The 4,294-nt window shown below is 67.0% G+C and carries 4 protein-coding genes; all 4 read left to right on the plus strand.

What is annotated here, in order from left to right:
- A partial coding sequence (locus JNN06_RS09735; RefSeq protein ID WP_291239396.1) for a UDP-N-acetylmuramoyl-L-alanyl-D-glutamate--2,6-diaminopimelate ligase occupies positions 1–983 on the plus strand: 983 nt, incomplete at its 5' end.
- 1 nt (position 984) lies between these two features.
- Positions 985–2,442 carry a UDP-N-acetylmuramoyl-tripeptide--D-alanyl-D-alanine ligase gene (gene murF / locus JNN06_RS09740; RefSeq protein ID WP_291239397.1) on the plus strand — a complete coding sequence of 486 codons (1,458 nt, stop codon included), beginning with the start codon at positions 985–987 and terminating at the stop codon, positions 2,440–2,442.
- Positions 2,442–3,524 (plus strand): phospho-N-acetylmuramoyl-pentapeptide-transferase, encoded by a 1,083-nt coding sequence (gene mraY / locus JNN06_RS09745; RefSeq protein ID WP_291239398.1) that lies wholly within the window; start codon positions 2,442–2,444, stop codon positions 3,522–3,524. Before murF ends, mraY begins: the two co-directional genes overlap by 1 nt.
- Positions 3,525–4,175 (plus strand): DUF2161 family putative PD-(D/E)XK-type phosphodiesterase, encoded by a 651-nt coding sequence (locus tag JNN06_RS09750; protein WP_291239399.1) that lies wholly within the window; start codon positions 3,525–3,527, stop codon positions 4,173–4,175.
- The last annotated feature ends 119 nt before the right edge of the window (positions 4,176–4,294 follow it).

Here is a 4,294-nt window from a genome sequence, read left to right on the forward strand (position 1 = left end):
TGTCGGATGCGGCGGCGGCGGGGGTGACCCATGCGGCGATGGAGGCCTCCTCGCATGGGCTGGACCAGTTCCGCATGGATGGCGTGCGGCTGCGCGCCGGGGGCTTCACCAATTTCACCCAAGACCATCTGGATTATCACGGCACCTTCGAGGCCTATTTCGCCGCCAAGGCCGGGCTGTTTGACAGGGTTCTGCCGCCCGAAGCCTCGGCTGTCATCAACATGAATGACGCCAAGGGCCCCGAAATGGCCCGCCGCGCCCGCGAGGCCGGGCAGCGCGTGATCACGGTGGGCAGCGATCCGACCTGCGATCTGTCCATCGCGGCGCAGCGCTTCGATGCGACGGGGCAGGAGGTGCGCTATGTCTGGCAGGGCTCGCCCTCTCAGGTGCGGCTGAACCTGATCGGCGGCTTTCAGGCCGAGAATGTGGCGCTGGCCGCCGGGCTGGTCATCGGGGCGGGCGAAAGCCCGCGCGATGTGTTCCGGGTGTTGCCGGGCCTTGCGGGCGTGCGCGGGCGCATGCAGCTCGCGGCCACGCGCAGCAATGGCGCAGGTGTCTATGTCGATTACGCCCATACGCCCGATGCGCTGCAAACCGCTTTGCGCGCGCTGCGCCCACATGTGATGGGGCGGTTGGTGGTCGTGTTCGGCGCGGGCGGGGACCGCGACCGCACCAAGCGCCCGCTGATGGGCGCCGCCGCCGAGGCCCATGCCGATGTGGTCTTCGTCACCGATGACAACCCGCGCAGCGAAGACCCGGCCTCGATCCGCGCCGCGATTCTGGCGGCCTGCCCCGAGGCCACCGAGGTGGGCGACCGGGCCGAGGCCATCCTGCGGGGTGTCGATGCCTTGCAGCCGGGCGATGCCCTGCTGATCGCGGGCAAGGGGCACGAGACCGGGCAGGTGATCAAGGGCGATATTTTCCCCTTTGACGATGTGGAACAGGCCTCTATCGCGGTCGCGGCATTGGATGGGGTGATCTGAGATGGCGCTGTGGACATCAGCCGAGGCCGTGGCGGCCACGGGCGGGCAAACGCCGGTGGCCTGGGCGGCGCAGGGCGTCTCGATCGACACGCGCAGCCTGAAGCCGGGCGATCTGTTCGTGGCGCTGAAAGACCTGCGCGACGGGCATGATTTCGTGGCGCAGGCCTTGGCGGCGGGGGCTGCGGCCGCACTGGTCTCGCGCATCCCCGAGGGCGTTGCGGCGGATGCCCCGCTGTTGCTGGTGCCCGATGTGCTGCAAGGGCTGGAGGCTTTGGGCCGCGCCGCCCGCGCCCGCACGCAAGCGCGGGTGATCGGGGTCACCGGGTCTGTCGGCAAGACCTCCACCAAGGAGATGCTGCGCGCCATGCTGGCGGGGCAGGGCCGCGTCCATGCCGCCGAGGCCAGCTATAACAACCATTGGGGCGTGCCGCTGACGCTGGCGCGAATGCCTATTGAGACCGATTTCGCGGTGATCGAGATCGGCATGAACCATCCGGGCGAGATCGCGCCGCTGGCCCGCATGGCCGATCTGGATGTGGCGGTGATCACCACCGTCGCGCCCGCCCATCTGTTTGCCTTTGAAAACCTTGAAGGAATCGCCGTGGAAAAGGCCGCCATTCTGGACGGCCTGCGCCCCGGTGGCGTGGCGGTGCTGCCTGAAGGTCTGGGCGTCTCGCCCATCCTGCTGGCCAAGGCCACCGAGACTGGCGCGCAAGCCGTGACCTTCGCCGCCAAAGACGCCGATTGGCAGATTGCCAGCGCGCAATGGGGCGAGGAGGCCAGCACCGTGCAGGCCGCCACCCCCAAGGGCCGCCGCCTGTTCCGCGTGCAATCGCCCGGCCAGCATTTCGCGGTGAACGCCTTGGCCGTTCTGGCGGTGGCCGAGGCGCTGCATCTGGACCCGGCCTTGTCGGCGCAAGGGCTTGGCCGCTGGCTACCCCCCGCCGGGCGTGGCCAGCGCGAGCGTATCATCACCGACCCGGTAGAGGAGATCGGGTTCGACCTGATCGACGATGCCTTCAACGCCAATCCGGCCTCGATGACCGCCAGCCTTGATGTGCTGTCGATCCTGCAACCCACGGATAACATTGGCCGCGTCGCCAAGGGCCGCCGCATTGCCATTCTGGGCGACATGCTGGAACTGGGCGAGACCGAGCTGGCGCTGCATGCCGCGATTGCCACGCATCCCGCCATGGCGCAGATCGCCTTGGTGCATTGCGTCGGCCCCCGAATGAAGGCGTTGCACGCCGTGTTGCCAAGCCCCAAGCGTGGCGAATGGGTGGAAACCGCCGCCGAGCTGCTGCCGCGCGTGCGCAGCCTTGTGGATGCAGGCGATGTGGTGCTGGTCAAGGGGTCCAAGGGTATCAAGGTCAGCCTGCTGGTCGAGGCGATCCGCAAATTGGGCCAACCGCAAGCTGTTGAAAAACAAGACGTCAAAGACGCAAAAGGGGCAGAGTAATGCTGTATATCCTCACCCAGTTCTCCGATGGCGGGGATTTCTTCAACCTGTTCCGCTACATCACCTTCCGGGCGGGGGCGGCGTTCTTCACGGCGCTGATCTTCGGCTTCCTGTTCGGGCGGCCGCTGATCAATTTCCTGCGCCGCAAGCAGGGCAAGGGCCAGCCGATCCGCGATGACGGCCCGGCCTCGCATTTCTCCAAGGCGGGCACGCCGACCATGGGCGGCCTGCTGATCCTGTCGGCGCTGGTGGTCTCGACCCTGCTTTGGGCGCGGCTCGATACGCCCTATGTGTGGATCGTGCTGCTGGTGACGCTGGGCTTTGGCCTGATCGGCTTTGCCGATGATTACGCCAAGGTGACCAAACAGAACACCAAGGGCGTCTCGGGCCGGGTGCGCATGGCGCTTGGGCTGCTGATTGCGGCGCTGGCCTCTTACGCCGCCGCGCAATTCCATCCCGGCCCTCTGACCAACCAATTGGCGCTGCCGCTGTTCAAGGATGCGCTGGTCAATCTGGGCTGGTTCTTCGTGCCCTTCGGTATGATCGTGGTGGTGGGGGCTGCCAATGCGGTGAACCTGACCGACGGTCTGGATGGCCTCGCCATCGGCCCGGTGATGATCGCGGCGGGCACCTTTGGCGCCATTGCCTATGTGGTGGGCAACGCCAATTTCGCCGATTATCTGGGCGTGCATTCGGTGCCGGGCACCGGCGAACTCCTGATCTTCACGGCCGCGCTGATCGGCGGCGGGCTTGGCTTCCTGTGGTATAATGCCCCCCCGGCGGCGGTGTTCATGGGCGATACCGGCAGCCTCGCCCTGGGCGGGGCGCTTGGCGCCATCGCTGTCTGCACCAAGCACGAGATCGTGCTGTCGATCGTCGGTGGCCTGTTCGTGGTCGAGGCGCTGTCAGTCATCATTCAGGTCGCTTACTTCAAGCGCACCGGGCGCCGGGTCTTCCTGATGGCACCGATCCACCACCATTTCGAGAAGAAAGGCTGGGCCGAGCCGCAGATCGTGATCCGCTTCTGGATCATCGCGCTGATCCTGGCGCTGATCGGTCTGGCCACGCTGAAAGTGCGCTGAATGGCAGCGCGGCGCGAGGCCGATCTCTATGCCCCGGTGAAGGCCTTTCTGGAAGGGCAGGGCTATGAGGTGAAGGCCGAGATCGGCGCCTGCGATGTGATGGCGCTGCGGGGCGATGAGCCCCCGATTGTGGTGGAACTGAAAACCGGCTTCACCCTTGCCCTTGTGATGCAGGGGGTGCAGCGGCAGACAATGTTTGAAAACGTCTATCTGGCGGTGCCCGCTCCCGGCCAGAAGGGCTGGGCCAGCCGCTATCGCGACATGATCGCGCTCTGTCGCCGCCTTGGCCTTGGCCTTCTGGTGGTGGGCGCTACGGTCGAGGCGCATCTGGACCCCGGCCCCTATCAACCCCGCCCACAAACCGCCCGCGCCACCCGCCTCCTGCGCGAGTTTCAGCGCCGCGTGGGCGACCCGAACACCGGCGGCACCGCTGGCATCCAGCGTATGACGGCTTACCGGCAAGAGGCGCTGCGCCTCGCGCAGGCCCTGCAACCCGGCCCCGCCGCGCCGCGCATCCTTGCCGCCGCCACCGGGGTGACCAAGGCCGCCGTGATGCTGCGCGCCGATCACTATGGCTGGTTTGAACGCGTGGAGAAGGGCATCTATGCCCTCACCCCCAAGGGCCACGCCGCGCTGACCGAAAGCGCGTAACCCCCTTCCCCCTTCATCTGTTCTCAAATATCCCGGGGGTGCGGGGGCTGGCCCCCGCTGTTACGGTTAGTGCGGGGGGCTGGCCCCCGCTTTTCCATGGGGGCAGGGATGATCGCGGT

It is taken from the genome of Gemmobacter sp., from assembly GCF_016792925.1.
Classification (GTDB): domain Bacteria; phylum Pseudomonadota; class Alphaproteobacteria; order Rhodobacterales; family Rhodobacteraceae; genus Gemmobacter.

Coding starts and splice junctions, on each gene's coding strand:
- murF (WP_291239397.1), top strand. CDS start 985: ATGGCGCTGTGGACATCAGCCGAGGCCGTGGCGGCCACGGGCGGGCAA.
- mraY (WP_291239398.1), top strand. CDS start 2,442: ATGCTGTATATCCTCACCCAGTTCTCCGATGGCGGGGATTTCTTCAAC.
- JNN06_RS09750 (WP_291239399.1), top strand. CDS start 3,525: ATGGCAGCGCGGCGCGAGGCCGATCTCTATGCCCCGGTGAAGGCCTTT.